Source organism: Pseudomonas sp. BJa3, assembly GCF_026343815.1.
GTDB classification, from domain to species: domain Bacteria; phylum Pseudomonadota; class Gammaproteobacteria; order Pseudomonadales; family Pseudomonadaceae; genus Aquipseudomonas; species Aquipseudomonas soli.
In genome coordinates this window covers 1-249 of record NZ_JAOXMC010000413.1, presented here as the reverse complement: position 1 = coordinate 249, position 249 = coordinate 1, and the positions used below count along the sequence as shown (strand labels likewise).

1 pseudogene is annotated in these 249 nt (G+C 65.1%); it reads right to left on the bottom strand.

The annotated features are described in order from the left end of the window. Positions 1–87 precede the first annotated feature (87 nt). Positions 88–249, bottom strand: a pseudogene (locus OH705_RS28230) (LysR family transcriptional regulator); the annotation flags it as partial.

Below are 249 nucleotides of genomic sequence, written 5' to 3'. Positions count from 1 at the left end.
GGGCCTCATCGCCGGCATGCGGGCTCCCACTGGTACCGCGCCGCTTTCATGATCGGCGCCGCACGTGTTGTTGTGGGCGGTCATGGTTTATCCATCGGCCGCCTGCATTTTTTCTTCAAGTACGTCAAGAAACGCCCGCGCCGCCGGCCTGGGGGTGGGCGACCACACCGAGTACAGATGCCGCACCGGCGCATCTACCAGTTGCACCATCGCGACCTGCGTGAATCCCCGAGCGATCCGCTCGGGGAC